Source organism: Thiocapsa rosea (assembly GCF_003634315.1).
In the GTDB taxonomy this organism is placed as follows: domain Bacteria; phylum Pseudomonadota; class Gammaproteobacteria; order Chromatiales; family Chromatiaceae; genus Thiocapsa; species Thiocapsa rosea.
On record NZ_RBXL01000001.1, the window covers coordinates 2519159 to 2540613 of the forward strand.

Consider the following 21455-nt stretch of genomic DNA (forward strand, 5'->3'; position numbering starts at 1 on the left):
CTAGGATGCAGGTCAATCAGGGGCCGCCGATGCCCGACCCGACCTGGAGTCCTCGATGTCCGCCACGCTCACCGCAGTGCTGCCCGTGCGTTACCCGCCGGGTGATTCGGCGATCTGGATCTTCATCCCCGGAACCCCGATCACCATCGCCTTCACATTTGCCGACTGAGCACAGATGACATCCAGACACGCCGTCCGTCCGATCTCGATTCCGATCTCCGGCGCGATGACCGGCCACGCGGCTCAGGTCTCCGCCGAGCCGGAGCGCCCGTCCATCTTTTACAAGCCGCAAGGCCGCGAGGTCGCGCTCTTCGAATACGCCTTCCACAACCGCCTGCCGGTGATGATTAAGGGGCCGACGGGGTGCGGTAAGACCCGCTTCGTGCGCTATATGGCCGAGCGCCTGGAGCGCGCGCTCTACACCGTCGCCTGTCATGACGACCTCACCGCGGCTGACCTGGTGGGTCGTCATCTGATCGGCACTGAAGGGACCTTCTGGAGCGATGGTCCGCTTACGCGTGCGGTGCGCGAGGGCGCCGTCTGCTATCTCGACGAGGTGGTGGAGGCGCGCAAGGACACCACGGTGGTGCTGCATCCGCTGACCGACGATCGACGCATCCTGCCCTTGGAGCGCACCGGCGAGACGTTGCAGGCGCCGCCGGGATTCATGCTGGTCGTTTCTTACAATCCCGGCTATCAGACTCTGCTCAAGGGAATGAAGCCGAGCACGCGCCAGCGCTTCGTCGCCGTCACACTCGGCTTTCCCGCGCCACGCCTGGAGGCCGCGATCCTCATCGGCGAGACCGGGATCGACAGCGCATGGGCCGAGGTGCTGGTGCGGATCGCCGGCGCGTTGCGGGCGCTCAAGGACCACGACCTCGAGGAAGGCGTCTCGACCCGCCTGCTCGTCTACGCGGCGACCCTGATCCAGGCCGGTATGGACCCACGCGATGCCTGTCTCGCCGCGCTGGTCGAGCCCTTGACCGACGATGCCGAGACCATCGCGGCACTTGCGGAGGTGATCGATGCAACACGCGTTTAAACCGCGCCCGGCGCGGTATGCGATGTTTTTGGATGGGATCGGCCCCGGTAGACGTGACGACCGTTGGAGTCGGCGCGGTTTAAAGTATAAGAATTTTACGTTAAAGCCGCGTCTCGCCAAGATCAAGGAAGTCTCCGATGCTGAACATAAAACAAGAATGACGCATGTCGCTCTGGACGCGGTTTAGCCCATCAAACGCGGTTGAATCCTCATGAAGAGTACCCGGCCTGAAGGTCAGCGGATCGCCATTGCCGCCGAGTCGCTGTATCTCGCCAACCTGCTCATCCTGCCCGGTATCGGCTTCCTGCTCCTGCTGGCGCTCGCGTTTTGGGGCCGGGAGGGTCGCGCACCGCTGGCGGCTGCGCATCTGGATCAAACGGTCCGGGCGAGTCTCTGGGCAGGGTTGCTCCTGATCATCGTGATCTCCGCAGTGATGGCGCTTGCCGGTGCAGGGGCCATGTATGTCTGGACGCTGGTGATCCTCTATTTCATCGTCTGCCACACCACGCTGGTCCTGCTCGGCGTCTTCGGCTTAGCCAAGGCGTTGGCGGGCCACTGCTGGCGTTACCCCTTCCTCGGGCCGCCGCTGCCGGCCGGGTGCCCTCGGGCAAAACGCCATGTCTAGAACCCGGCTGCAACAACGGCGTGCCTGGTTTCAGGTCGGCTTCTTTTCGCTCTTCCTGCTGGCGCCTCCGCTCGATCTCTTTCGGATCGATCTCACGCTCGGACACGCGATCCTGTTCGGGCAGCACTGGACGCTCGGGATCGAGGACTTTCTCGCCGGCCGCACCGGCATCGGCGATGCGACGCTCAACCTCTTCGTACGCGGCTTTTTGCCCATCTTCGGCGGGGCTGGGCTCTTCTTGATCATTGCTTGGCGATACGGGCGTCTCTACTGCGGTTGGCTGTGCCCGCATTTCTCCGTCGTCGAGACGATCAATGCACTGATGCGCCGCGCATCCGGGAAACCCAACCTCTGGGAGCGCCGCACCCTGCCGCCGCCGCTGCGCGGTCCCATTCCGCAAGGCGCTCGTGACACCGCTCTTGCGGTACCGCGCATCTCCCGACGCTCCGCGCCGAGTGACGCATCGTCTGGAGGCTCGGCGAGTGCGTGCGTGACCGGCGACAGGACCGACGCGTGGGATCCGAGCCCAAAGCCCACGGCATCGGCCCCGTATTGGAAACGCCGGTACTGGATCCCGACCCTGCTTGCGGTGGTCGGCTTCGACACCCGCCGCGCCGCCGCCTGCGCCGATTGCGACAACGCCTGCGACCATGCCTGTCCGATGCGTCTGAAGCCGCGCACGCTCAAGCGCAAGATGTTCACCTGTACCGAGTGCGCCGAGTGCATCGCGGCCTGCACACAGGTCCAGCACGGCGACCCGCGGCAGAGCCTGCTGCGCTGGGTGGAGGGTGCGGAGGCGTTCCCGGTCGTGACCGGTCGCCCGGCCACGACGTCCACCGCGCGAAGCGAGAATCCTTCAACGCAACGGTTGTCCGCAAATCGATGGAAGAACAGGTCGGAGCACTCTGGCATCGCGCCATCACCCGTCTCTCGGAACGGCGGCACCCCTTTGCTGCGGTGACGCTGGACGAGGTCGCCGGTCCCATCGGGATCTTCTTCCGTGCGCTCGGCGGCGACGGCGGACTCCAGGTCGAAGCGGCGGAGGCGAGCGCACACGGTGCGCGTCGCGGGTTCCTGCAACGACTCGCCGGTCTCGAGGACAAGGTCGAGCTGGCCTGGCGCGACGAGCGTTCGTTGCGTCTGCCCGCCCGGATCGACCTCTTCGCGGAGCGTGCGCTGAATCGCGATCTCTACATCTGGCTCGCCGCGCTCGCGGCCCAACAGACAGGCCCAACCCGAGATTGGCTCGTCGAGAGCCAGGACCAAGCCCGCCGGACGCTCACGCGTTTTCCGGGCCTGCGTCCGCGCTACCGACGTCTGCTCGACGCCCATCTCGACCTGCGCCCGGATCCGCGCGCGCTGCCGGCACAGGAGCGTGCGCGCGAGGAGGCCATCCGTCTTGCGCTCGAAGACCCCGGCAGCGTCGAGCGACTCCCGGCGGGGCGTCGTCCGCCCTATCCGGTCGTCCTCTGGCTCCATCCCGATCCCGAACTCCCGCCAGGCGCCTGGTCAGACATTGCGGGGTCCGATCTCTCCTGCGGCGAGTCGCAGGACATCGATCGCGATGCCGCCGTCGAGTCGCTCGGCGAGCGCCGTCGGCGACGTGCCGAGCGGGTCGCCATGCCGGAGAAGGACCAGGGTCTGATCACGATTCGCATGGAGAACATCCTCACCTGGGACGAGCATGTCCAGGTCGACCGCGGGACCGACGAGGAGGACGACCTGGAGCGCGCCCGCACCGCCGCCGCCGATCTGGACCGCATCTCGGTCGCACGCGACCGTAAGGCACACGGTGCACGCCTGAAATTCGACCTGGACCTCCCGGCCGAGTCCGAGGACGACCTCGTCCTCTCGGAAGGGATCCTCTTGCCCGAGTGGGACTGGCGACAGGGTGCACTTCGCCCGAATCAGTGTCGCGTGGTCCCGCTGGTCGCCGCGCACGCCACACCCTGCGGGCTGCCCGAGCACTTGCGCCGCACGGCCCATCGTTTGCGCCACCAGTTCCAGGCCCTTGCCCCGGCGCGCGTCTGGCAGCGCGGCCAGTCCGACGGACAGGAGATCGACCTGGACGCCTATCTGCGTTTCGCCACGGATCGCCGTGCCGGGGCTGCCGCACCCGGGGACGGACTCTATCGCGACATGCGCAAAGGGGCGCGTGATCTGGTGTGTCTGCTGCTCTCGGATCTCTCGCTCTCGACCGATACCTGGGTGGACGACCGCGCACGGGTCATCGATGTCATCCGAGACAGTCTCTTCCTCTTCGCCGAGAGCTTGGCCGCGACCGGCGACCCCTTCGGCATGCTCGGCTTCTCCTCGCGTCGCCGCGACCCCGTGCGGATCCATAACCTTAAGGATTTCGACGAGCCTCACGGCGCCGCCGTGCGCGGGCGCATCGCCGCCATCAAGCCCGGCTATTACACCCGCATGGGCGCCGCGATCCGCTACGCGACCCGTGTGCTCGCCGCGCAACCGGGCGGACGCCGTCTCCTGCTGATCCTCTCCGACGGCAAGCCCAACGATCTCGACCGCTACGACGGTCGCTACGGGATCGAAGACACCCGCCGCGCCGTCCGGGAGGCCCGCGACCTCGGCCTGACCTGCTTCTGCGTCACCATCGACGAGCGCGGCAACGACTATCTTCCCCACCTCTTCGGCACCGGCGGCTATGTCGTCATCCGCCGGCCTGCCGAGCTCCCTGAGCAGCTCCCCGTGCTCTATGCGCGGCTGACCGCTTAAACCGCGTCCAGAGCGAAATGCGTCATTTTCCTTTTGTGTTTAGCGTCGGAGACTTCCTTGATCTTGGTGAGACGCGGTTTAAATTTAATCTTTTTAATACCTTAAGCCGCGCCGGCTCCGACAGTCGTCGGAGCGGGCGCGGCCAAGCCATTCCAACACATGACGCATACCGCACCGGGCGCGGTTTAAGCATGCCGACTGTGCGTCTCCGGAAGACCTGAAGGCGTGTGCGTGCGAATAAATTCGCACGCACACGCTGGTCGTTCCTGTCCCGAAAATCCTGATATCCCGCACGCTGGCCCCGCATGCTCGTCAGGGCAGGAGCGCTGTCGGGGTCTCGTCCAGGAGCATCTCGATCCGCTCGGCAATCGCTGCGGCCGATGTCGAGTAACCGAACTTTCGGATATAGCTCCCGTCGGGGCCAAGCAGATACATCCCGGCGCTGTGATCGACGTGGTATCGATCGGCCGGTGCGCCCGGCTCGGTGACCTTCTCGAAGCGGACGTTGAAGTTTCGGGCGGCGCGTTCGACGAGTGCGGGCGAGCCGGTGAGACCGATGATGCGCGGGTGGAAGTAGGCGGTATAGGTCGTCAGCACCTCCGGAGTATCGCGCTGCGGATCGACCGTGATGAAGATCGGCTGGACGCGCTCGGCGCGCTCGCCCAACTGCTTCAGGATCGCCGCGGTCTCGACCAGCGTGGTCGGGCAGATGTCGGGGCAGTAGGTGTAGCCGAAAGCAACGAGCTGGAATTGGCCCGGAAAGTCGGCGTCGGTGACGGCGCGTCCGTTGGCGTCCATCAGGAGATAACGTCCGCTCGGCGGACGCGCATCGTCGACTGGCGCATCGGAGGCGAGGACCGATCCCGACACCGAGCCGGCAGCCAAAAACAGTGCGGCAACGACGGCGACGGCCGGGACCGTCATGATCCGTTCTCGTCGATCGACAGGGACGGCTCGGCTCCGGTCGGTTGTGTCTCCGACGGTACAGGGTTCGCCTGCTCCGGGAACACCGCCTTCAGAGCTGCCGCCGATTCCGTCAGTCGCGCCTCCAAATCGGTCTCGGTCGGGCAGGGCGCGCCGTCCTTGGTCGCCGCGAGGAAGGCCGCGTTGGTCGCCGTTTCGAAGAGTATGCCGTAGCGGCGGGTTTTGGGGGCATAGCCGATCATCAATGCCTTCGCCTCGGTGGATGCATCGAACTGCCGACAGGCCAGCGCTTGGCCGTTGAGCGACCCCAGCGTCTGGACCTCTGCGAAGCCGATCTCGGTCGAGCCAGTCGGATCGGCGAAAGCGAGCCCCGTCAACACCAGCAACAGACCGGTCAGAATCGGAAATCGCATGCGGGCCCTCCAACGCTTCGGCGGGGTTGGTGTGTTTGCGGGTGCACGCGGATCCTCGACAAGCGCTCTCTGTTCATCATCGGGATCGACGCCAGGGTTGCCCTTCTGCACACCATCGGCCGGTAGACCGGTAGACCGGTAGGGTGGACGAGTGAAAGCGAAGTCCACCGAGCTCGGCGCCCATGCCGGTGGACTGCGCTACGCTTGTCCCTACGGCCCTGATCGGCGGCGTGGCCGGGTAATGCGCGAGGCCCAGGCTCGATCCTCAGCATAGACCAGCGGGACTCCGGTCCCTTGAGGCAGATCAAATTTTTGAACCGCGCCGGCTCCAACCGTCGTCAAGTCGGTCGGGGCCGATTCCATCCAAAAATATCGCATACCGCGCCGGGCGCGGTTTCGAATGGTCGGCCAGGGTATGCTCCACCAACCATTCCTCGCCCGCGGCCTGCACCGTCAGGCCGTGACGCCCGCGGTACTCGTGGACACCGCACGCAGAGGGGGCTAGCATTCATCATCTGAAGGCCGGGATCGCCGTGATCAACGGCGTACCCGACCGGCCCCGCAGCGCACCACAATCACAACGCAGCCCGACGCACGCATCTCCGAAAACCACTGACAGACCGGCGGCGCACCTTTCGTCGTCAGGAGGATAGTGCGGTGTTGACGGTGCAGCTGGAGTGTTACGGCGATCCAGGGGGAATCCGGGTGCGCGAGTACCAGGCAGCGTTGAGTGCCGTCGGGATCGGGCTCGCGCCTGCGGCGGGGGCTCTCAGGACTGAGGCCGCGGCGCCCGGCCACGGCATCCTGCTGTTCGATGAGCCGGACGCGGCAGTGTTGAACCACGTGAGGCAGTCCAGCGGCGGTGGTCGGCGACGGGTGGTGGCGGTGGCGCTCCGGCGTGCGCCCCGGCCGCCGGAGGTTTGGCGGCTCCTCGCGGCCGGCGCCGCCGACGTGCTGGCCTGGGATGCGGGTCCGGACTGCGCGGCGCGGATCCACGCCCGGCTGGAGCGCTGGGCGGCTGTTGACGAGTCGCTCGCGTCGGCAGCGGTCAGGGCGGCGCTGGTCGGCACCAGCGACGTCTGGCAGCAGACGTTGCGTGCGCTGATCGAAACTGCCCGGTTCACGCAGGCCCCGGTGTTGCTTCTCGGCGAGAGCGGCACCGGCAAGGAAGAGGCGGCGCGCCTGATACATACGCTGGACCCGCGGACCGCCAAGCCCGAACTCCAGGTGCTCGACTGCACCACCATCGTGCCGGACCTCGCCGGCAGCGAACTCTTCGGCCACGAGCGCGGCGCATTCACCGGGGCCGTGGCCCAACGCGAGGGCGCCTTCGCGCTCGCCAACGGCGGCACCCTGCTGCTCGACGAGGTCGGGGAGTTGCCACTGCCGTTGCAGGCGCAGTTGTTGCGCGTGATCCAGGAGGGGAGTTACAAGCGGGTCGGTGGCAACACCTGGCAGCAGACCCGGTTCCGCCTGCTTTGCGCAACCAACCGGGACCTCACGGCCCTGGTGCGCGCGGGCGCCTTTCGCGCGGATCTGTATCACCGCATCGCGAGTCAGGTCCACCGACTGCCACCGCTGCGCGAGCGCAGAGAGGACATTCTGCCGCTGGCCGAGCATTTTCTGCGCCTGCTGCGCCCCGATGACCCGCCGCCTGAGCTCGACGCAGCCACGCGGGCCTGGTTCCTTTGCCACGACTACCCTGGCAATGCGCGCGAGCTGCGCCAGCGGGTCACCCGGCTGTTGTTGCGGCATCCGGGTGGCGATTTGATCACCGTCGGCAGCATTCCGTCGGAGGAGCGACCGACAGCGGACGACGCGGGTGGCTCCGAGTGGCCCGCAGCCAACCTGGAGCCCTTGGTGCGCAGCGCACTCGCCGCCGGCATCGGGCTCAAGGCGCTGATCCGGGCGGTGGACGACCTGGCCGAGCAGGTCGCCGTCACCGACGCCGACAACAACCTGCAACGGGCGGCGCAGGTGCTGGGAATCACCGACCGCGCGTTGCAGGAGCGGCGCGCTAAACGGCGCCAGGAGGCCGCAACCTGACAGCGGAACAACCGATCCGAGGCGGGTATTGCCGCTTTCGCTCGGCGCCGACTTGACAGCAGCTAAGGGGGGCGTTGACGCAACGATTGTTGTCGTCATCGAAGGCGTACCCGAAGCCCCTCAGTGCCCGTCCGCCCCGGCGGTCAACCAGGGATCTCCGCGCGGCGGGCCGACCTCGTCGCTCCAGGCCGGGGTCCGTGCCTGCACGGACGGGTGCGGCAGCCAGCCACGGGCCTGCCCGGCGTTGGCGATCAGTCGTAGGAAGTTACCTCCCAGCACCAATGCCTCGGCGACCGGCGGCAACCCAAGCGCCGGCACCTTGGCCAGTTCCACCGCCGGGTGCAGCCACGGCCCGTCGCTGCCGAACAACACCTTGCCTGGACCGGCCCGACGCACCGCCGCTTCCAGCAGGTCGAAACGCCGCACCCCGGCGGTGTCGGTGTAGATGTTCGGGTGTCGCACCAGATGATCGGTCAGGGCCAGTTGCGCTCGCCAGTCGTCGGCGAAGCTGCCGAGATGCGGGATGATGAAGTTCACGTCCGGGTACTCTTGGGCCAGCAATTCGCAGACCGCAACCTCGCCGGTCAGGTCGTAGAGCACCGGCAGCCGGAAGGTGCGGGCCGCCGCGCAGACCTCGCGGCTGATCGGCGCGTCGTGGCGATGCACCTTGATGCCGACGAAGCCGAACTCCTCGACCGCCTCGCGTACCAGGTCATGCACCCGTCCGCGGTCGCGCGCGGCATGCACGAAGGCGAGCCCATAGAAGCGCCCCGGCCGGCTCGCGACGATCCGTGCGACCTCCCGGTTGGCCACTGCGTTGTCGGAATGGAACGCGGCGAACAACACGCTGCGGTCGATGCCGGCCACGGCGGCCCGCCGCAGGTATTTGTCGAGCGGCGCAGCGGTGTCCCAAGGGCCAGTCAGTCCGTCGCCGTGGCCGGCGTGGCAGTGCATGTCGATGATCATCGCCGGGGCCGCGGTCAGGGGCGGGTCGCCCGATAGGGCATGATGAAGAACCCGCGCACCGCCGTGGTCCGGGTCGCCGCGCCCGGACAGGTCACGAGCCGCCGCGTCAGCGCCTCGCGGCCAATCAGGCGCACCTCGAGCTTCGCGGTGTTGCAGCCGGGGAAGTTCGGGTCGTAGATCATGACCTCCCAGCGGTCGGGCGCGACCTGGTACAGGCAGCGGGCGAGCACCTGGTGGTTGTCTGTCAGGGCGCCGCCGCTCGCGCGGCTGGTCAGCACCAGACCGAGGATCAATTCGTCCCCACGCGCCAGGCTGGCCCGCACCCGCACGAACTCCGCTGCGGTCAAGGCCGCCACACCGCCGGATCCGCGATCCGGCCGCCCCATCCAGTCGGCGAACTTCAGCACCGGCGCGCCGAGTTCTGGCCCGACCGACGCGAGGTTCAGGTTCAGCGAATCCAACTGCCGCGAGAGCAGCCGGTTGTACAGCGGGCTGCCGATGGCTGGCTCGGTGGTTGGGGTCGGGATCGGCACTCGGTAGCGGAAATGGTCCAGTGCCAGCGTGCTCATGCCGCCACAGAGGCCGTAGGCCCCGCTGCCCACGGAGACGCCGAGTCGCGTGAGGATCGGGCCCAGCGGGGGCGAGGTCAGCGCCCGCGTCAGGGCCGTCGGCAGCGTGAAGCGGTTGAAGAAGCGGAAGCCGTGAGCCGACGGCGCGAACGCACAGGCGGGCCGCGCCGGAGGCACGGGTATGGGAACCGGCGGTGGCCGGCGGCCGGGCCGGTGAATCGCGATGCGCACGGCCCGGTAAAGGGCGTTCTCACCGGTGGGCGCCCCCTGGAAGCCCTGAAAGCAAGTGTCGAACACCACACGCGGGGCCAGGCTCGGGGCGACCCGGGCCAGTTCGTCCCGCAGGAAGCGCTCCACGCAAGCTGCACGGCGCCCGGACAGGGCGTCGTTGAAGGTCCGGGTGCCGGAGCGACTGGCCATGCCAGCGATGCTGACCACCCAGTTGCCGGTCAGGCGCGCGCGGTGGTCGGCAACCATGAACCGCAGCAGTGCGGTCAGCTCCCGTCTGTGCTCGGGCTTCAGCCGGTGATCGTTGATGTCGAAGTTGTACAGCAGGCGGTCGCGCAGGTCCGGGTCCGTCGCCGGATAGACCTGGATCGCCCCGGAACCGGTCGGCGGGCGCGGTGACGCCGACGGTTGCCGACAATCCACGGCGGAGGCGCTCAAGGGTCGGCAGGCAGGCCCCGCTGGCGTGCTGCCGGTGCCCGATGGAGGCGGCGCGCCGGCCGCCCGCAACGCGGCCTCGGTGCGGCGGCCGACGATGCCATCGACGGGGAGCCCTTGGCGCTGTTGAAAGGTGCGGATGGCAGCCCGGGTCTGGGAGCCCAGGACGCCGTCGACGGCCAGGCGCAGGCTGAGCACGCGATTCAGCGTGGACTGAATCCAACGCACTTGCGCCTGGCTCGCGTTCGTCGGGGTCTCGCCTGCCCGGGGTGGCGAAGTCAGCAGTTCGGCTGCCGGTTCGGTCCCGGTCGGTGTGAAGGGCACGGCGGCAAAGGCGGGTGCGGGGCGCATCGGCTTTCTCCGGGTGCAGGTGGGGCAGGTGCAGTCCACGCCGTGACGTGGGCGAGCGGTCAATTCGGTGTCGGGCGTGTCGGCGGAAGGGGTGGCTGGCGGGTCGGTTGGTCCGGGCGCACAGGCCACCCGCAGCGCCGCCTCGGTGTCCGGCCCGATCAACCCGCTGACGGCCAGGCCCTGGCGCTCCTGGAAGGTGCGCACGGCGCTGCGGGTCGGAGCGGCGAGTACGCCGTCTACCGGCAGCACAAGGCCCAGCGCGCGGTTCAGGCAGTCCTGCACCCAGCGTACGTGCTCGGAGGGGGTGGCCTCGGGCGACGCGGATGCGGCCGCGTCACCACTGGTCGCACCATGCGCCAGGGGCTCGTCCGGCTGCTTGGTCGCGGACGGGGTCGGCGCGATCGGCAGCACCGCCAGGATCGGCCGCACGCCGACAACCGGTCGCAGCGGCAGCATCGGCAGGCGGGGCAACCGCCTCAGCGGGCGCATGGGCAGCGGGCGTGGGCGGGCGCCAGCCGTCGGGAGCGGTCGCCGGATCGCTGGCCGCCGTTGCGGCGTCGAAGCGGCGCGCGGCGAGGGCCGTTGCAACTTTGACCCGGTGCGCCGGGGCGACGGGCTGCCGCGCACCAGGCGGCGACGCGCGATCTCATCTGCGGCGGGATCAGCGAAAGGCAGTTCGCCAGCGACTTCGGCCCAAGTGTCGGGTGCTTCATCGTCCCATTCACCGAGTTCGTTGTCCCAGCTACCCGTCTCGCCGACCTCTGCGAAGGCGTCGGCCATGCCGGAGCCGGCCGGAGCGGCCGCGAACTCAGGGTCAAGTTCCGGAAACGGGGCGGGGCGAAAGCGCAGCAGATCGTTCATCATCGGTTCTCCAGGCCGGCCGTCCGGCGCGCGTACGGGAGGCGAGTCCGGCCAGCGCATGGGCCGCGAGGTCGATCTCCCAGGGTTGATGATCGGCGGTCACGAGCAGGCTCAGCGCCGTTGGGTGCCCATCCTCCAGCTGGTGCAGCACGGCGGCGATCCCCCCCGCCGCGAGACCGGCATGAACTGCTGGGGCGTTGGCGCTTAGCGCCGGGGTCTGTACCGGGAACAGGCCGCCTCGGACCCGGATGCCGTATCCGTCGAGCCGGCGGTGCAGGCGCCGGATGGAACGGAGCAGCCGCGCTCGCCGAGCTTCGCCCGTTGCGCGGTTTTCGGCTAAGGCGTGGTCGGCCGCAGCCAGGTGCGCGGCCGAGGGCGGGCTGCAGTGGGACCGCGTCCGGCTTCGGGCGGCGAAGGCCGTGATCAACGCCCGATTGCCGGCCAGCACCGCGACCGGTGCGCCGAGGCCCTTGGCCAGCGACGCGATCACCACCAGCGCTGGCGAACGCAGACCGTGCCAGGCGGCGGTGCCGCCGCCGTCCCGCCCCCAGGGTTGCCCAGCGTCCGGCGAGCGCCCGAGGATGCCGAGCGCCTGGGTGTCGTCGATGATCAACAGGCCGTCAGTGGCCGCGACCAGGGCCAGGTAGTCCGGCAGTGGGGCCGGTGCGCCGGTCGCCGGGCACAGGCCATCGGCGACCACGATCGGCCGCCTCCCCTGCGCCGCCACGGCGGCGATCGCCGCGTCGAGCGCACCGGGGTTATGGTGCGCGAGGGCGAGCACCGGAATTCCCGACGCGACGACCTGCGGCAGACCCCATCGCAAGATCGGATAGGTCCCGGCCTCCACCAGCAGGGCTACCCGACCACCCGCGACCAGTTCCAGCAGGTCTAAGGCCAGGTGCAGCGTCGACGGCGCCATGACCGCCGCCTCGCAGCCCATCAAAACCGCGAGCCGGGCGGCCACTGCAGCCTCGGCGGGCGGCGGTTGCAGCGCCGCCGGGCGACCCGTGGTCAGGGCTGCCCAGGGGCAGAGGCTGGCGTGGGCGTGGCGCATCCCGAGATACAGGGCCGAGGTGAAGTCGGGCATCGCCGCGCCGCACTCAGTCCTCCCGCCGCTGGCGCGGCACCGCCGCCGGCAGCACCGGTACCGAGGCACCGGAACGCCGCGCCCCGGCCGGCAGCATCGCGACCCCGGCCGGCGCCGGCAGCACCCCGCGGCGGGGCTGGGACGCCAGGCGCTGCGCGAGCAGCGTCGAGGGCTGCAGGTAGCGGGTCGCGGCTTCGCGGTGATCGGTGATGTCGGCCATCAGGTCGACGCCGGTCACCGCGAGATATCCATAGAGATAGCGCTGGATCTCCGGCTTCCAGTAGCGCGCCCAGTTGCGTGCCTGCTCCTCGGTGTTGTCGAGATCGCTCCAGTCGCCGAAGCGGATCGACAACAGGATGCGCTCCCCGTCCACCGCCAGCTCGTTGAAATGGGTGATGGTGGTGTCGCCCCAGCCCTGGAGCTTCTTCATCGCGTCTACCGCGCCCATCCATGCCTCCTGGTACGGCACCATGTGCCGACCGCGCAGGAATTCGCGCATCTCCGGGCGGGCCAGCAGCCATTGCTCGGTGAGCATCTCGGCACGCGAGGTCCAGGGCAGGTCGCCGTACTGGTTGTGCGCGCCCTCGGCCAGCAGCAGGTGCACGTCCTTCAACGCATTGAGCAGCGGGAAGGCGTCGGCGATGATCGTGGTGTCGGCGTCCTCGCGGTAGAAGATCGCTGTCCGATACAACAGGTTGTGGAATGCCTCGATGAACTTGGAACGGCTGTCGGCCGTTTGCAGTTCCGGCACCGCGCGCCCGACCAGCTTGACCCCGTAGTGGTGGTCGTACTCGAAGGCACGGCGGCGCACCGTGAGCCGGTTGTTTTCGTCCTGCACATAGCCCCAGAGCAGGTTGTTCAGCGGTCGCAGCGGATCGAGTTCCAGTTCGGCGAGGGGGTCCACCGCCCCGGAGCGCTGGTTCTGGAAGCGCAGCACGATCGCGTTCATCGTCTGTGCGACCATCCCCTCCTCGTGCCAGTAGGACCAGATTAGTTCGAGCAGGCTGGGGTTGCTGAAGCGGTGCAGCAACACGCTCTGGCAGTGATCCTCAAACTCGGCAGCATTGCCGGGGGAAAACGATCCAAGGGCGCGGACGATGCGGTCGAGATACGGCAGCACCGGTGTACCGGCACCGACGTATTGACCGAGCCGGCGCTCGAGGTCTGCGAACGTCGCGCCCGGGTCGTTGAGGCGGTAGCGCTCACTTTGCTCCGAGCCGGAATCGAGCAAGCCTTTGCCGCCCCAGTTGCGGTCGCGAATCATCCCGGCATCCGTGGTGGTATCAGGCGGATCCCACGGCGACGCACGGGCGATCATCCCGGCCTCCAGGGTTAGGAAGACCTGGGTCGCGAGCTTCAGCACCGAGTAGGCGTAGGGACCATGCAGACTGAGTTGAGGCAGATTGCCCAGCCGGTCGCGGACCTGCTTGAGTTCAATATCATCGGGGGTGCAGAACAGCCGGTCGATGAACGCGCGATAGCGTTCGAACCCCAGCGCGTTGGTGCGGTTGCGGATCAGCGCCCAAAGGCCCTGGTCGTTGGTCTCGTTGGTCGCGGCCCGCTGCAGGAAGGTACGCGTGGAGATCGGTGCGCCGAGGATGCTGAAGCGCTTCACAGGAAGAGTCCGCTCAGTCCAATCGCTCTCGGTCACCTCATCGCAGTTGTCGTCCGTCGCCACCTGCGCGACTGCCTCATAGGAGCCTTCGGCCAGACCCGCGGTGGGCAGATCCCAGGTCAGCCTCTTCTGGTTCGCTTCCAGTCTTTTCGGGCTCGTCGCCGAGACCTCTGAGGGTTCCAGGCTGGTGTCCTTGATCCGGATGCGAAAGCAAGAGTCGAAAACCCGGTCTTTGCTTTCTGGAGTCAGTTCGGTCGGGTTGAAGACCAGCGTGAAGGTGATGTTGCCGCCCTCGTAGGCATTCGCGGGTGTCACCGTGAGCGTTGCCATGATGGGGTTCTCCGAATGTGGTCAGTGAAGGGACGCCCGCGCGGGCGGTGCCGCCCGCGCGGCGCAGATGGCCTTGGCCTCCAGCGTGCTGCGCATGGCCCAGTGGGTCAGCAGCCGCGCCAGCAGTTCGCCCTCGTCTTCCGGGCTCAGGTGCCCGTCCGCCTTGGCCTGCCCAAGCACCGCGAAGGCCAGAGCCGGCGGCGCCCGGTACAACAGCGCCGGTTGCCGGCGCCAGGTCTCGAAGCGGGCGAGCAGCCGGGCCGGCTGGCGCGCATCGAGGTCCAGCACCTCGCGCAGCGAACGCCCCCGCAAGGCCGCCGGGCGGTGATTCACGACCAGCCCGATGAACTCCGGTAGGGTCGCCTCGACGCGGCCGATCAGGTCGCGCCGGACCGGGTCCAGCCGGTCCAGCGGATAGAATGCCTGCCACAGTCGGGCAGTCCGGGCCCATTGCGGGTGCGGGTACAGCGCCGCGCCGATCGCGCAACTGATCTTTACTCGCAGCCAGGGCATCGGGTGCGGGTCGTCGAGGTTGAGCCGGAACACGAAGGCCCGCGGCAGGCTGACGACGCCGATCAGCCCAAGCGTCGAGGCCAGCCCGACTCGTGCAACCGACCAGAAGTCGGCGAGGATCTCCGACAGCCAGCGCTCGAACAGGGCCCAGACCTCGGGGTCCCCCGAGGCGTGCGGTTCACCCTTCAGTACGGCGGCGAGCGACGGCACCAGGTCAAGTAATGCCGATGCCTGATGGCCCACCTCATGCACCAGCGACGAGGCGATGCCGCTGCCGATCATCCGCTCCCGCGGCACCCGGATGATCGCGACCGGGTTCTCGCCACCGCCGGGCAGTCGGGTGCGGGCGCGGCGGATCGCCGCACCGATACCGCGGTCCAGGTAGCAGATCACCGGCGGCGGGGTTAGATAACCGGGTAGGGCCAGCGCATCGCTTGCCACCACGTCGAGCCCGGACATCCAGACCCCATTGTCGCTCTCGCTGCGCTGGGTGATCACGTCGCTGAACAGATCGAGCTGTGTGAGCACGGCGTTGAACCGCAGCCGCAGCCCGATGAATCGCCGCTGCGCCAAGGCCGGACTTGCGGCACGGCCGGATGGTCCGTGCAGCCAGCGCAGAAAGGCGACGATTCCCGACTTCAGTTCATAGCGTCCCCGGGCCAGCAGTTGTTCAATCGCGATCTGCGCCGGCGGCAGCAGGTTCGCCGCCGGCAGCATCGGCTCGTTGAGCACGAACGGCTTGATCCGGGCGACCCGCGTCTGCAGCGCGCGGGCCTCCTGGTCCAACAGCAGATGGGCGGCAGTCGCGGCGTCCATGACCGCTACAGCCCGAGCACGACGATTTTATTGCCGCGGCGCATCCAGCGCCCGCTCTGCGCCCGGCCCGCCAAACCGAGGGCAGAGGAGGTGCCGATCGCCGGCGCCACGGCCGGACCCGGCCGCCTCGGGGCGGTCGGCCGCAACAGGCCGGGCGCATGGCGCTCGGCTGCGGCGATGGCTGCGGCACGGGCCGCCGCAACCGGATTCGGCGAGGCCGGAGCGGTGGCAGCGTTGCGCACCGCGGCACCGGCGAAACGGACAAAGTGCCGCGCGACCTCGAACTCTTGGTCTTCACCGCTCAGACCCTCGAGTTCGAGCCCGAACAGCCGGCCCGCCGCAGTGCCGGCCTGCGTGCCGAGCCAGCGTCCGGCGGCGCTGCCGGCCCTGCCACCGACATAGCGGCCCGCCGCTCCCCCGGCTATGCGGCCGGCCGCCCCACCGGGGACCCCACCGAGGCGACTGCCGGCCAGTCCCCCCGCGGCCGACCCGACCCGACCACCAGCCCAGCTGCCCGCGGCCGAGCCGAGCTGATCGCCCACCCAGCCGCCGACAGCCGGGAGGGCCTGCCGGGCCGCGCCCTTCAGATAGCCACCGAGCGCCTGTGCTGTGGGCGAGCGGACGGCCTGGCCGATGACCTGGCCAGCCCGCCCGATCAGGGCGCCAAGGAACTGGTCCAGCTCGGCGTCGGAGGTCGTCGCCAGCAGTTCGCCGGCCAGTTCCATCTCCTGCGCCTCGTCGAACACCATCTCGCCAGCTGCGGCGAAGGGCTCTTCGCTGGCCTCGAATTCAAACGCCTCGGCCTGCAGTGCGGACGCGCCGTTGTCCGCAGGCGGCTCAGCCCATTGCTCGAAGTCCGCGCCGGACTCGAGCCGTACCCGATCGAGATCGTGCATGTCGATTCCTCTGGAAGACCGGTACTCAGACGTTCAGCAACAGCACGTTGCGGCCCTGGCGGACCCAGCGTCCGGAACCACCGGCCGGCATCGGCGGCCGGCGCGACGGGCGGCCTTGCAACAGGCCCGGCGCGAGTTGCGCGGCGGCGCTGGTCACTGCCTGCTGCGCGGCGGCGGCAGTATTCGCACCGGCTGGGGCTTGCAACGCCGCTCGCACCGCCTGTCCGCCGAGACGCACGAACTGCTTGGCGCCCTCGAACTCTTGGTCCTCCGGGGACAACATCTCGGCCTCGAGGCCGAGCGCGCCGCCAGCCGCGTTGGCCAGGCCGCTACCGATCTTCGCGCCGAGCGGGCCGCCGACCATGCCGCCCAAGGCAGCGCCCGCGAGCGGCAACGCGCGCTTGGCCGCGCCCTTCAGGAAGCCGCCGATTTGCCGGCCAAGCGGCGAGCGCACCGCGCGCCCGACCGCGCTGCCGACGCGGCGCACCAGCTTGCCGAGGAACTGATCCAGTTCCGCCTCCGAGTCGACCGCCAGCAGTTCGCCGGCCAACTCCATCAACTCGGCCTCGTCGAAGACCTCATACTCGAACTCGAACTCGAACTCGTGCTCGGCCTCGCCGCTCCAGTCCGGTCCCTCGAACTCGAAGCTCTCGAGCTGGGTTCCGAACGGGGCCTCGAACTGGGGAGAGAATTCCGCAAAGGCGTTTGGATGATCCATGACCTGACTCTCGCGTGTTGGGGTTGTGGAGGCGGGAGCCAGTCGCTCCCTATGGCGTCTGTGAGCAGCCAGCGTGCCAACGCATGGGGCCGCGTCGTTGCCGGGTTCAGTGCGTGGCGCCAACGAAGCGGGCTTCGCTGACCAGGGGAAACCGGGCTCCGCAGGCGAAACGTGCTTCGGCGGCTCCGCACCTGCCGGCTCACCCTTTAGCGCTAGGGCCCTGTCGGCTCGGCGTAGCCTGTGGATCAGCTGGCGCTGGCCGAAGGTGTTGCCGCTTTCCGCCCGGCGCAGGTCAGCCGGCGAAGGGCATCGGCCGAGGCGTTGCTCCGACCGGTGAGCCGTTTCGCGCTTAGCGGTTACGACACCCGGTGCCGAGCTAGAGGTGCCCTTCGCCGTCGCGGGCGACGCCGAGCTAGGCTGGGCCGATCAGGGAAGGGATTCGTTCCCGGGCATAGGCTGCCGGCGCAGCGGGTGCCGGGTTCGGCGATTGCGGGATGGGTGTCGGAGAGCGAATTCGAGTACAAGTGCCGCGGGATCCAAACCCTGACCGCCCCTAGCCAGGCGGTGCTGGGCCGCGTCCTCGCGCGCTGCGACGATACGTCTAGTGCCCGGCAGCGATCGGCTCGGGCGAGCATTCCGTCGAGGTGCCGCCGTCGGCGGGCGATCGTTCCGCGATGACGGCGTGCAGGGTCGACAACGCTGCATCGAGTACGGGGGACTCGCTCTCCAACGGATAGACCACATAGGCCGGCAACAGAAACTGCGGGCTTTCGGGTGCGACGTGCAGGCATCCCGCACGCACGTACGGTGCGGCGACGCGCTCCGGGACGAAGCAGGTCCCTCCGTTGGCCAGGATCAACTGCAGACCGAGCCAGCCGATGTTGGCCATCTGGGCAGGCCGTTCCAGATTCGGGTAGACCTTGCTGTGCTGGGCGTAGAAGGTCGGTCCCCAGCTCACGTAAACATAGCCGTCGTCCAGTTCGGTCCGCTTCGGATCGCTGGTCACCAGGACCAGTGTCTCGTCGAACAGGTGCTCGACTTGAAGGCCGGCGCTGTGCTGCGGTGTGTACATCAGCGCGAGATCCAGCGTGCCCTCGACCATGCGCCGCATCAGGTCCTCCTCGAAACCGATCTCGCTGCTGATCGAGACATCCGGTGCCTGCTCGCGCATCCGACCCGCCCAGAGCGGTAAAAAGCCGTCCCAAAGGGCGATCCGTGCGCCGATCGTGATGCTGGCTCGAAAGCGGCTGGGGAGACCGACGTCGTGACGGGCCTGCTCGAGCGTCAGCACCAGTGACTTTGCGTGCCGAAGAAATCGCCGACCTGCGGGCGTCAGCGTCGCCCCCGAGCGATTGCGCACGAACAACCGTGCGTTCAGGTAATGCTCGAGACCCTGAATGCGTGCGCTGACCGTGGATTGGGTGACGTGCACGCGGTTGGCGGCCTCTTGGAAGCTCCCGTGCGCGGCCACCGCCAAGAAGGTCCTGACCTGGTCAATGTCCATAAGCCATGTCCATCATGACATGCGCCCGTTTCCTGTTGGATGCGCTTTGTATCGATCCATCAGCGTCGGAGCGGACGCGGTTTAGGTGCTTGAACATGTCTTTGGTTGAAACCCCGTCGTGGATAAGGTTCCCGGGTCATCAAGGCTGTGGGTTCCGATGCAGCATACCGCCATGAGGTCGGGTTTTGAATCGAAAACGTCGATATCTATCGCCGAAAGGATTCGTTTGTCTTGGGGTCAAGTAGCAGCTAATTTGATGATAGAGATCAAGATCGATGGAGTCGGAGACGAGACGATGATTGACGTAAAGGTGTCCATGAAGGTCACGAGCGAACCGCTCAAACGCACGCCAGTCGTGCTCAAGCTGGATGCGGACGGCTCGGAGACCGCGCCGGTCTTCACCGACCGCGCGGGTGTGGCGCACTTTGATCTGCCGCCGACCAGCGGGAAGATTCTGGTGTCCGGTGTGGAGCGTTTCGACGGTCGTCTCGACGGCGAGATCCCGATCGAGCTTTGGTCGATCACGCAATCCGAGCGGGACTCGAAGGGCTTACCCGGCGAGTTTCCCTCCGGCAGCAACGCCTACCCGAGCATGACCACGCGCAGCATCCAGGTCGGTGACCGCGCGATCCTCACCGACAGCGAAGGCTACCTCGTGGATCCGTCGGATTGGTCGGAGGAGTTTGCCCGCGCCTTGGCGGCTCATGACGGGCTGGAGCTGAACGCGGAGCATTGGGAGATCATCCGCTTCCTGAGAGCGAGCTATGCCAAGCATGGCACCCAGGCCATGGTGCGCGACATGATCGCCCACTTCCGCAAGGTCTGGGGGGGCGAGAAGGGCAGCAACCGCTACCTGCATCGACTCTTCCCGCGCGGCGGTCCGCAGAAGCAAGGCAATCGGTTGGCCGGGCTGCTGCGCACGAAGGGTGAGCACTGAGCGGAAGTAAGCGTTCACACCCCGCCCCCCCTCGCGGAGGGCTGGGGAGAGGGGGCGCAGTCGGATGAGGTCGATTCAGGTTTGCGGTCCCGCTTTTGAAGGCGCGGACCGGAGCAGGGCAGCGAACCGTCGATAGGTGCGCGCCACCCCGATGAGCAACACGAGCAAGACCAACGAGGCCAGTGCGAGCGCGATGCCTGCAGGTCGGGCCAAGACCGGAACCCACAGGCTGCACACGAGCAGCACCAGGGCGGCGAGATGTAAGCCGAACTGAACCCGTGCCCACCGCGTCGACAGCAGGCTGCCCATGTGCGGGATGCGCAGGTCGAACCGTCCGCTCGCGAGCTGGCGATGCTGGAGGTGAAACCAGGTCAAGAACGGCAGGATCTTAAACAGCATACCGGCCGGTAGTCCGACGCCGACCCCCACCAACAGCAGCACGCCGATCAGGGTCGGCGGCGCCGCGAAGGCCCAAGCGAGCGCAGCGCCGCAGAGGCTCAGCATGGCCGCCCACCAGTGCAGCAGGGTCGGGTCGAGTCGTGGTCGCTCGCGGCGTTTGATCAAGCGCAGTGTGATCAGGGCAAAGCCGAAGAAGCCCAGCGTGATCGCACCGAAGACGGACTGCCCGACGAGGTCGGCCCCCAGTATCCAGGCAGCACTCGCCACGCCGATCCCGACCAGGACGGCCGGTGCAAACCAGCGCCGCATCGGCGCCGGAAAGGCCGGGGTGACATAGAACATGGGCAGCACCTGGATCGCCACGCCGACCACCAGCAACCCGACCCAACCCATCAACCCCCAAGCGGCGTGCGTATCGACCCAGCGGGTGTGCTCGGCAACCCGGATCCACCCCTGGAGGACGGCGACCAGCAACAACCCCAGGGCGACCGTGAGCGCCAGGGCCAAGGCGGCCGTTCGCAGCGCCAGCAAGGTCCCCGGCGCACCACGCGCACGCACGAGGGCGATCGCGAGCGGGACCACAAAGACCAGGAACCCCAGCGCAGCGGCGCCGGCCCCCATCCAAAGTAGGGTTGGGCCGCCTCCCGCAAGCCCCCAAGCCAGCCCGGCGGCGCCGAGGGTGAGCAAGAGATGTGTCGCCGTGCCGACCAGGCGCACCGCCGGGACCGGCGCGCCGGCGACCACCGGCAACATCTGAAGCAGCGCACCGCACATGATCAAACCGAGATAGCCGATGGCGATCAGGTGGGTCGCGGCGAGTGCGCCGGGCATCCAGCGCGAGATCAGGAGGGTCGGGCCTTGCCAGGCCAAGAGCAGGCCGGCGGCGATCGCGAACAGCGGCGCGGTGAGGAAGAAGCGCGCGGGGACGTCGATCGGCGGGGCCTGATCGAGCGAAAGTCCGCCGGTGCCCATCATTTTTTTGAACCGCGTTCGGAGTGCGTGAGGTCGCTTTGTCGTTTGGTTGGAGCGTCGTGGACACTTGAAGCCATTGGCGCGACGCGGTTCAGAAAAATGAATAAATTGATCTTTTTAAACTGCGCGGCGCCGACGCTGGCGAGCAGGGAAAGACCTGGAATCCGAGCTATGAGCACCGTGTGGCCCAACGAGCAGCGCGGTTTAAAAACGGCTCGCGCCCTGTTGCCGTAATCGACTGACCGGACGCTGACGCGCGGCCACGGCCGAGATCAGGATGCGATACCGATCGCCGTCCGAGCTGATCTCCCAGCGGTAACCCATGCGTCGCAACATGTCGTAGAGCGGATAGGGCTCGCGACGGTGGAGCACGCGCAGACGATCGCCGGGCGGCAGGTCGGCGAGTGCATCGAGGATCCGCTCCATCGGCTCCGGGGCGGGAAGATCGCTGACGTCGAGTGTTCTGTCCATG

At 68.0% G+C, this 21455-nt stretch carries 18 protein-coding genes; 6 read left to right on the forward strand and 12 right to left on the reverse strand.

The features are described from left to right. The first annotated feature begins 226 nt into the window (after positions 1-226). From BDD21_RS11125 to BDD21_RS11140, 4 genes are all read left to right on the forward strand, one after another. Complete coding sequence (locus BDD21_RS11125; protein WP_120799865.1) at positions 227-1042, forward strand: CbbQ/NirQ/NorQ/GpvN family protein; 816 nt, start codon at positions 227-229, stop codon at positions 1040-1042. A gap of 211 nt (positions 1043-1253) precedes the next feature. Next, a complete protein-coding gene (locus tag BDD21_RS11130; RefSeq protein WP_120797235.1) occupies positions 1254-1667 on the forward strand; it encodes a hypothetical protein in 414 nt (137 codons plus the stop codon). Further along, positions 1660-2628, forward strand: a complete 969-nt coding sequence (locus BDD21_RS11135; protein WP_245969533.1) for a 4Fe-4S binding protein — start codon at positions 1660-1662, stop codon at positions 2626-2628. Before BDD21_RS11130 ends, BDD21_RS11135 begins: the two co-directional genes overlap by 8 nt. Beyond that, positions 2550-4403: a nitric oxide reductase activation protein NorD gene (locus BDD21_RS11140; RefSeq protein WP_120797236.1), complete on the forward strand. Its 1854-nt coding sequence runs from the start codon at positions 2550-2552 to the stop codon at positions 4401-4403. Before BDD21_RS11135 ends, BDD21_RS11140 begins: the two co-directional genes overlap by 79 nt. A 312-nt stretch (positions 4404-4715) precedes the next feature. Here BDD21_RS11140 and BDD21_RS11145 read toward each other — a convergent pair whose 3' ends face one another. After that, positions 4716-5327, reverse strand: coding sequence for an SCO family protein (locus tag BDD21_RS11145; protein ID WP_120797237.1), 612 nt, complete (start codon positions 5325-5327; stop codon positions 4716-4718). Beyond that, positions 5324-5740: a hypothetical protein gene (locus BDD21_RS11150; protein ID WP_120797238.1), complete on the reverse strand. Its 417-nt coding sequence runs from the start codon at positions 5738-5740 to the stop codon at positions 5324-5326. The genes BDD21_RS11145 and BDD21_RS11150 overlap by 4 nt, the downstream gene beginning before the upstream one ends. 666 nt (positions 5741-6406) lie before the next feature. Here BDD21_RS11150 and BDD21_RS11155 point away from each other — a divergent pair. Then, positions 6407-7786 (forward strand): sigma-54-dependent transcriptional regulator, encoded by a 1380-nt coding sequence (locus BDD21_RS11155; RefSeq protein ID WP_245969906.1) that lies wholly within the window; start codon positions 6407-6409, stop codon positions 7784-7786. 120 nt (positions 7787-7906) lie between these two features. On the opposite strand, the gene BDD21_RS11160 is transcribed toward BDD21_RS11155, so the two are convergent. The 8 genes from BDD21_RS11160 to BDD21_RS11195 all read right to left on the reverse strand — a co-directional run bounded on the left by BDD21_RS11160 (position 7907) and on the right by BDD21_RS11195 (position 18675). Next, complete coding sequence (locus tag BDD21_RS11160; protein ID WP_120797240.1) at positions 7907-8752, reverse strand: amidohydrolase family protein; 846 nt, start codon at positions 8750-8752, stop codon at positions 7907-7909. 14 nt (positions 8753-8766) lie between these two features. Next, positions 8767-11199: a peptidoglycan-binding protein gene (locus BDD21_RS11165; protein ID WP_211335032.1), complete on the reverse strand. Its 2433-nt coding sequence runs from the start codon at positions 11197-11199 to the stop codon at positions 8767-8769. Next, positions 11150-12283, reverse strand: coding sequence for an aminotransferase class I/II-fold pyridoxal phosphate-dependent enzyme (locus BDD21_RS11170; RefSeq protein WP_120797242.1), 1134 nt, complete (start codon positions 12281-12283; stop codon positions 11150-11152). The genes BDD21_RS11165 and BDD21_RS11170 overlap by 50 nt, the downstream gene beginning before the upstream one ends. A gap of 13 nt (positions 12284-12296) precedes the next feature. After that, positions 12297-14228 carry a hypothetical protein gene (locus BDD21_RS11175; protein WP_120797243.1) on the reverse strand — a complete coding sequence of 644 codons (1932 nt, stop codon included), beginning with the start codon at positions 14226-14228 and terminating at the stop codon, positions 12297-12299. Between the two features lie 21 nt (positions 14229-14249). After that, positions 14250-15557, reverse strand: a complete 1308-nt coding sequence (locus tag BDD21_RS11180) for a hypothetical protein (protein ID WP_170164737.1) — start codon at positions 15555-15557, stop codon at positions 14250-14252. 5 nt (positions 15558-15562) lie between these two features. Then, positions 15563-16453: a hypothetical protein gene (locus BDD21_RS29030; RefSeq protein ID WP_120797245.1), complete on the reverse strand. Its 891-nt coding sequence runs from the start codon at positions 16451-16453 to the stop codon at positions 15563-15565. Positions 16454-16478: 25 nt separating this feature from the next. Beyond that, the gene (locus BDD21_RS11190; RefSeq protein WP_120797246.1) at positions 16479-17171 is read right to left on the reverse strand and encodes a hypothetical protein; all 693 of its coding nucleotides are present in this window, start codon (positions 17169-17171) and stop codon (positions 16479-16481) included. A gap of 601 nt (positions 17172-17772) precedes the next feature. Beyond that, positions 17773-18675 (reverse strand): LysR family transcriptional regulator, encoded by a 903-nt coding sequence (locus tag BDD21_RS11195; protein WP_120797247.1) that lies wholly within the window; start codon positions 18673-18675, stop codon positions 17773-17775. 295 nt (positions 18676-18970) lie between these two features. Between BDD21_RS11195 and BDD21_RS11200 the strand changes: the two genes are divergently transcribed. Then, positions 18971-19612 (forward strand): TusE/DsrC/DsvC family sulfur relay protein, encoded by a 642-nt coding sequence (locus tag BDD21_RS11200; protein ID WP_120799866.1) that lies wholly within the window; start codon positions 18971-18973, stop codon positions 19610-19612. Positions 19613-19687: 75 nt separating this feature from the next. On the opposite strand, the gene BDD21_RS11205 is transcribed toward BDD21_RS11200, so the two are convergent. Together BDD21_RS11205 and BDD21_RS11210 are read right to left on the reverse strand one after the other, a co-directional pair. Further along, a complete protein-coding gene (locus tag BDD21_RS11205) occupies positions 19688-20986 on the reverse strand; it encodes a hypothetical protein (protein WP_120797248.1) in 1299 nt (432 codons plus the stop codon). A gap of 201 nt (positions 20987-21187) precedes the next feature. Then, positions 21188-21454 (reverse strand): DUF2249 domain-containing protein, encoded by a 267-nt coding sequence (locus tag BDD21_RS11210; protein WP_120797249.1) that lies wholly within the window; start codon positions 21452-21454, stop codon positions 21188-21190. Position 21455: the final 1 nt, after the last annotated feature.

Coding starts and splice junctions, on each gene's coding strand:
- BDD21_RS11195 (WP_120797247.1), bottom strand. CDS start 18,675: ATGGACATTGACCAGGTCAGGACCTTCTTGGCGGTGGCCGCGCACGGG.
- BDD21_RS11205 (WP_120797248.1), bottom strand. CDS start 20,986: ATGATGGGCACCGGCGGACTTTCGCTCGATCAGGCCCCGCCGATCGAC.
- BDD21_RS11135 (WP_245969533.1), top strand. CDS start 1,660: ATGTCTAGAACCCGGCTGCAACAACGGCGTGCCTGGTTTCAGGTCGGC.
- BDD21_RS11140 (WP_120797236.1), top strand. CDS start 2,550: ATGGAAGAACAGGTCGGAGCACTCTGGCATCGCGCCATCACCCGTCTC.
- BDD21_RS11165 (WP_211335032.1), bottom strand. CDS start 11,199: ATGATGAACGATCTGCTGCGCTTTCGCCCCGCCCCGTTTCCGGAACTT.
- BDD21_RS11190 (WP_120797246.1), bottom strand. CDS start 17,171: ATGGATCATCCAAACGCCTTTGCGGAATTCTCTCCCCAGTTCGAGGCC.
- BDD21_RS11180 (WP_170164737.1), bottom strand. CDS start 15,557: ATGGACGCCGCGACTGCCGCCCATCTGCTGTTGGACCAGGAGGCCCGC.
- BDD21_RS11130 (WP_120797235.1), top strand. CDS start 1,254: ATGAAGAGTACCCGGCCTGAAGGTCAGCGGATCGCCATTGCCGCCGAG.
- BDD21_RS11150 (WP_120797238.1), bottom strand. CDS start 5,740: ATGCGATTTCCGATTCTGACCGGTCTGTTGCTGGTGTTGACGGGGCTC.
- BDD21_RS11125 (WP_120799865.1), top strand. CDS start 227: ATGACCGGCCACGCGGCTCAGGTCTCCGCCGAGCCGGAGCGCCCGTCC.
- BDD21_RS11210 (WP_120797249.1), bottom strand. CDS start 21,454: ATGGACAGAACACTCGACGTCAGCGATCTTCCCGCCCCGGAGCCGATG.
- BDD21_RS11145 (WP_120797237.1), bottom strand. CDS start 5,327: ATGACGGTCCCGGCCGTCGCCGTCGTTGCCGCACTGTTTTTGGCTGCC.
- BDD21_RS29030 (WP_120797245.1), bottom strand. CDS start 16,453: ATGCACGATCTCGATCGGGTACGGCTCGAGTCCGGCGCGGACTTCGAG.
- BDD21_RS11200 (WP_120799866.1), top strand. CDS start 18,971: ATGATTGACGTAAAGGTGTCCATGAAGGTCACGAGCGAACCGCTCAAA.
- BDD21_RS11160 (WP_120797240.1), bottom strand. CDS start 8,752: ATGATCATCGACATGCACTGCCACGCCGGCCACGGCGACGGACTGACT.
- BDD21_RS11170 (WP_120797242.1), bottom strand. CDS start 12,283: ATGCCCGACTTCACCTCGGCCCTGTATCTCGGGATGCGCCACGCCCAC.
- BDD21_RS11175 (WP_120797243.1), bottom strand. CDS start 14,228: ATGGCAACGCTCACGGTGACACCCGCGAATGCCTACGAGGGCGGCAAC.